This is a genomic window from Rhodanobacter sp. DHG33 (assembly GCF_014843005.1).
GTDB lineage: Bacteria > Pseudomonadota > Gammaproteobacteria > Xanthomonadales > Rhodanobacteraceae > Rhodanobacter_A.
Map to the genome: position 1 here is coordinate 1 of NZ_JACYXM010000013.1, position 6,517 is coordinate 6,517.

Genomic DNA, 6,517 nt, shown 5'->3' on the forward strand with positions numbered 1-6,517 from the left:
GCAAGCCCATATGCGCCTGCAGTCTCCATCCTAGGGAAGCAACATAGCCACCGCGGGGAGCGGTGTAAGGAGTGCTGGAAAGATACGGCGCGTCGGACATTCGAGGAACAGCATGAAGCAGAGCCATATCGAACGTTACCTGTCGCAAGGTATTCAAACGTTGCGTCAGGATGATCCGCAACTGTTCGAAATCCTTGAGGGCGAGCATCAAAGGCAATCGGAATCGTTATCGCTGATCGCATCAAGCGGAGGATCGGATTCATCCGTGCTGGCCGCCACGGGAAGCACCATCGTCAACGTTACGGCGGAGGGTTACCCTGGCAAGCGCTACCATGCTGGCTGCCGCTTTGTCGACAAGGCTGAGCAGTTGGCCATTGATCGTGCCAAGCAGGTATTCGGCGCCCGCTACGTCAACGTGCAGCCGCATTGTGCAAGTTTCGCGAACCATACCGTGATGCAGTCGTTGCTGGTCCCTGGCGACACGATCCTGGGTATGTCGCTGGATCAGGGCGGCCATCTTACGCACGGGGCCCCGGCCAATCTCAGCGGCAAGCTGTACAAGGCTGTTGGGTATGGCCTGGATTCGCGTGGCCTGCTCGATTACAGACAGATGCGTGAGTGTGCGCTAGAGCATCGTCCGCGCCTGATCGTCTGTGGTACGACCTCGTACACTCGTGTGATCGACTTCGACCGCATCCGCGAGATCGCCGAAGAAGCTGGTGCCTATGTCCTCGCGGATATCACGCATATCGCCGGACTGGTGGCTGCTGGCATCCACCCGAGCCCGATCGATGCGGCACACTTCACAACCACCTGCACCTTCAAACAGCTCTACGGTCCGCGGGGTGCCTTGATCATGATGGGCCGTGATGCGGATTCCATCGGACCGGATGGCATCCGTAGCCTATCGCATGGCATCCAGAGCGCCGTCTTTCCGCTGATGCAGGGTTCGCCCGAGGTGCATTCGATCGCGGCCAAGGCCCGTGCGATGGGGCGCCTGCTCGAACCCGGCTTCCGCGACCTGGCCCGCCTCATCCAGGCCAACGCGTCGGAATTGGCGGCGGCATTGTTGGCGCGCGGTTACGACGTCATCAGCGGCGGCACAGACAATCATATGGTGCTGTTCCGCGTTCCACCCGGCCTCAGTGGGGAAACGGCAACGCGCGCGCTGGAGTACTGCGGCATTTTAGTGAACAAGAACAAGATCCCCGGTGACTACCGGGGGGCAGCCACCACCAGTGGCTTACGGCTGGGCAGCAATACCGTGTCCCTGCGCGGCATGGGCCGGCTGCAGATGCAGGAGGCGGTCGAGTTGATCGATACCGTTCTGCATCACGCCCGTAGTACCGGTCAGAGTGGCTTTGAACTCGACGATAGCATCCATGGGCAGGTGACCGAGCGCGTGCGCGGACTTTGCCGGACCTTCCCCTTGCCCTACGACTACGGTGCGGCACAGGTCAGGCCGACCGCAGATGCCGTGCAAATCCAGGCGGCACTCACTCCCTGACCTACATGACATAAGACGTGCCGTTCTTCTGGTTGGCACGATGGTCCTCGCGTCCACTCGAAATGTACAGGAAGTCGCCGTGCACGAGTCTGCTCCTAGCCCCGAACGCTGCATTACCCACCCGGCTGAGGAGGAGTCATTCTGGCGCGTGTATCTGAGAGGACTGACCACGGCCACCAGGCTTGGCACTGGACGCGACGGTGACAGCTCCGTGAGCGGACACGGTACAGTTTCGCTCCAGGTTGATCTTCGTGGTGCCGTATCCGGCATTCCACCTGCCATCCTCACTTATGCGGCATGGGCTAGGCTGCTGTCCACATACAGTGGCGAGAACGATGTCGTTTTCGGCATTGCCGGTGATCGCCCCTTGCGCGTGCAAGTGGCTCCTTGGCAGCGAGTGGGTGACTTCCTCGACACGGTGACCACCTTCGCGGCGGACGTGGCTATCCGGCTCGCAACGTCCCCCGAGCGTCTGTGCGCGTTGGCCGATTTCGAGCCGGGCTCGCCGCTGTTCGACACTGCCGTATACCTGGATACCCACGGCTTCAACGCCACGGAAGGACATCACCCGTCAGTTTTTGTGACGGTTGCAGGGACGCTTGATGCCGAGCTCACGCTGCATTACGCACATGCATGCCTCAGCGATGTCGCGGCGTCCGAGTTGCTTGAACAGCTTGGCCTGCTGATGCAGGCACTACCTAAACATACCGACGCCATGTTGCATGCGGTGCCGACGTTGGCGGGCCGCTATGCGACTCGTGCGCTACACGAGTGGAACGATACCCGTGAGCCCTATGACGATCGGGTAACGTTGCACGGATTGGTCGAGCGCCGAGCATCGACGCACCCGCAACGACTGGCTGTCGTCGCCGATGACGATGAGCTGAATTACGGTGAGTTGGATCGTCGTGCCAACCAATTGGCACGCCATCTGCTCACACTGGGCGTGGGATCGGGCTCGCAAGTCGGCCTGTGCACGGAGAAATCGGCCGCAACGGTCGTGGGCATGCTGGGTATCATGAAAACGGGGGCTGCCTATGTGCCGATCGATCCCGACTACCCGTCCAGCCGTATCGGCTATATGGCTAGTGACGCACACCTGTGTGCCTTGCTTACCTGGGGCAAGGGCAATACCGCCACGGCTAATCTACAGCTGCCACGCGTTGCACTGGACTCGGACTGGACTGTTATCGCGAGGCAGTCCGGGGAGCCCCTACCGTTCGCGGTAGCTTCGGACGCATTCGCCTATGCGATCTATACCTCGGGTTCCACCGGGCAGCCCAAGTGCGCGCTGCTGAACCACCGCGGTCGCATCAACAATATCGAAGACTATTGCCGCCGACTCCAGCTTGGCGAGAACGACCGTGTGCTATGCGTCTCGTCGCTGAGCTTCGATATATCCGTCTGCAACATCTTCTGCATGTTCCGCGCCGGCGGATGCGTAGTCTTCCCGTCGCTCGATCGCACCCGGGACCCGGATCACTGGCTGGATCTGATGCAGCACTGGGCGGTAACGTTCTGGCACTCGGCTCCGGCTCTGATGGAAGCCTTGCTGGAGGCGGTCGTCGGGCGCGACTATGACCGCCATGGTTTACGCGTGGCATTGCTTGGTGGCGACTGGATCCCGCTCTCGCAACCCGACCGAGCGCGCACCGCCTTTCCGCAGCTGAACTTCGTCACGGCGGGTGGTGCGACGGAACTTTCCATCGATACAACCTTCTATCCCGTTGATACGGTAGACCCCGATTGGCACAGCATTCCCTATGGCCGGCCATTAGCCAATCAAAGCGCCTTGATCCTTGGTGTGAACCTGGAGCTGCTGCCACCCGGCGTGCCTGGGGAATTACATTTGGGTGGCGTAGGCATGGGAGCCGGCTATCTGAACCAGCCAGCCCTCACTGCCGAGAGATTCATTCCCCATCCTTGGCCGTCCGTGCCTGGTGAGCGCCTGTATCGCACGGGCGACCTTGCCCGCTACATGCCCGACGGAACGATCGAACTACTCGGTCGCATGGATTTCCAGGTCAAGATCCGCGGTGTCCGCATTGAGCTCGGCGAACTGGAGTTCGTGCTTGCCGAACACCCGTCCATTGCCGCCTGCCTGGCCAGCGCACCACACGATGCCGTCGGTGACAGACGACTGGTCGCCTACGTAGTACCGACAATCGGAACCGATGAAGGCAGCCTGCCTTCTTCATTGCACGCCTGGCTAGCCGAGCGGCTTCCCTCCCATCTGGTGCCCGAAGCGTTTGTAATGCTGGAGCGCTTGCCGCTGACGCCCAATGGCAAGGTTGACCGCCGCAATCTCCCCGTGCCCAGTAACGATGCATATGCGGGGCGCGCCTACGAGCCTCCTAGGGGTGATACCGAGCAAACGCTGGCAAAGCTGTGGCAGGACCTGCTCGGCCTGTCCCGGATCGGTCGGCATGACAGCTTTCTGGACCTCGGTGGTCATTCGCTGCTGACGGTACGTCTGCGCATCCAGATCCGTCGCAGCTTCAGCATCGATCTCAGTCTGGGCGAGTTGATAGCAGCCCCTTCGCTCGCCGCAATGGCGGAACGCATCGCCGACAGTCGCGCCTTGCCGGCCGATAGTGTGCCGACACCGAGATCGACGAACCTGCCCGCGCCGCTATCATCCGCGCAAAAGCGTATGTGGTTCATTGCTCAGATGAATCCGCTTAGCGCGGCTTATCACATGCCGGCCGCATGGCACCTGCGCGGCATACTGGATGAGGAAGCACTGGTTGCGGCGCTCAACGGCGTGCTGGATCGCCACGAAAGCCTGCGCAGCCGATTTGTCGACGAAGGCGGAGAACCCAAGCTGGTAATCGACCCGGTAGGTGTCTCCATGCCGCTGACGTATCACGATCTTCACGGCCATGCTGACATCGCTGAAGCGCTCAAGGCCATACTCGCTGAAGAAGCACACGCACCTTTCAACCTAGCTAGCGACACCCTTGTCCGTTCACGCCTGATTCGCTTAGGTGAGCAGGAATCCGTACTCGCGCTCACCCAACACCATATCGTCTCAGACGGCTGGTCTTACGCGCCTTTGCTACAGGATATCGGCGAACTGTATGCGGCCTGGAAGGCTCGTCGCGTTCCCGTCCTGGCAACGCTGCCACTGCAATATCCCGACTATGCGGCATGGCAAAACACTTGGCTGGATGGCGAACATAAGCAGAGACTAGCCGACTACTGGAACCGCACACTGGCGAACGCGCCACAGGCGTTGACACTGCCTACGGATCGACCGCGCTCGGCGCAACCTTCGCAGCGGGGCGAAATGTTGGCCGTCTCGATCAATACCGACCTCACCTCTCGCCTACGGCATATCGCACGTCGCCATGGCAGTACCCTGTTCGGCGTAGTGCTCACAGCGTGGTCCATCGTGCTGTCTAGGTTGTCGGGCCAACACGATCTAGTGGTTGGTAGCGTCACTGCACACCGCGCCCACGCGGAGACAGAAGCTCTGGTGGGCTTTTTCGTCAACACGCTGGCTTTGCGCATCGATCTTTCTGGTGATCCCTCTCTCGGCGAATTGCTTGCACGCGTCCGTCGGACCGTGGTCGAGGCTCAGGATCATGAAGACCTGCCGTTCGAACGGGTCGTTGAACTTTCGCGCATTGAGCGTTTGCCGGGGCGCACACCCCTGTTCCAGGTCATGCTCGCCTGGCAGAGCCACGACGAAGGTGAACTGTGCTTGGATGGCCTGGAGGTGACGCGCCGCGTCGTGCCACTGGACGCGTATCGATTCGAACTCGAACTAAGCCTGCGTGAGGAAGGTGGGGCGATCTCGGGAGAACTCGGCTACGCCTCGTCGATCTTCGACGCCAGCACGATCGAGCGCCATCGTGGCTATCTGTTGCGTGCGCTTGAGGCGATTGCAAGCGACGTCACGCTGTCCGTCGGTGAGATCGAATTGCTGGGCGCTGACGAGCGGGACTATGTGCTGAACGTCCTGAACCAGACTGACGCACCCTACCCCGACCAGCTGTGCATCCACCAGTTGTTCGAGCAACAGGTACGGCAGCACCCCGAGGCTACCGCCCTCGTCTTCGAGGACCAGTCCCTCTCCTACGCCGAGCTCAACACCCAGGCCAATCGCCTCGCCCATCATCTGATCAACCTCGGCGTGCGACCCGACGATCGCGTGGCGATCTGTGTCGAGCGCAGCCTAGCCATGGTCGTCGGTCTCCTGGCCATCCTCAAAGCGGGCGGCGCCTATGTCCCGCTCGATCCGGCCTATCCCTCTGAACGCCTGACCCAGGTCCTGCACGATGCCGCCCCCGTGCTCTTGCTGGCCGATACCGCAGGGCGAACGGCCCTGGGCGAAACGGCGATCGCCCACCTGACCGTGCTCGACCTCGGTACACCCGCGACGTGGGCCCACCAGTCCGTCGTCGATCCCGATCCGCAAACGCTGGGCCTCACCTCCACCCACCTCGCCTACGTCATCTATACCTCCGGCTCCACCGGCTCCCCCAAGGGCGTCATGGTCGAGCACCATTCCTTGGTCAACCACATCAACTGGCAGGCTAAGCAATTTAGTTTCAATGCACTTGATGTTTTTCTGCAACGAACTTCCTCTGCCTTCGATGCCTCTGGCTGGGAAATTTGGACACCTATCGCCATTGGCGCACGGTTGGTTTTGCCACCCGTAGCAGCACAAAAAGATATCCATGCGATCTTTGCGATAGCAATCCGACAGGAGGTCACCATCATCCAGATGGTGCCGTCCCTTCTCGCTATGCCATCCAATCTTGAAAAGATGGACATTGGTGCTCTCCGCTATTTGTTTTGTGGTGGCGAGCCTCTAAGTCATGAACTATTGACTCGATATCAGCATGTCGCCAAACAGGGGCTAATTAATCTCTACGGACCGACCGAAGCGACAATTGATGTAACCGCATGGTCTTGCCCACCTGACTTTGATGCCCCTGCAGTTCCGATTGGCCGTCCAATTGCCAACACGCGCATCTACCTGCTCGATGCCCACGGCCAGCC

At 60.5% G+C, this 6,517-nt stretch carries 2 protein-coding genes; both read left to right on the forward strand.

All coding sequences use genetic code 11. The features are described from left to right. Positions 1-112 precede the first annotated feature (112 nt). Positions 113-1,507, forward strand: a complete 1,395-nt coding sequence (gene glyA, locus IHE46_RS16655) for a serine hydroxymethyltransferase (protein WP_192166042.1) — start codon at positions 113-115, stop codon at positions 1,505-1,507. 211 nt (positions 1,508-1,718) lie between these two features. After that, the coding region (locus IHE46_RS16660) for a non-ribosomal peptide synthetase (protein ID WP_192166044.1) at positions 1,719-6,517 on the forward strand (4,799 nt) is incomplete at its 3' end.

Bases quoted from the DNA above. Each gene is read 5' to 3' on its own strand.
- glyA (WP_192166042.1), top strand. From the start codon at position 113: ATGAAGCAGAGCCATATCGAACGTTACCTGTCGCAAGGTATTCAAACG.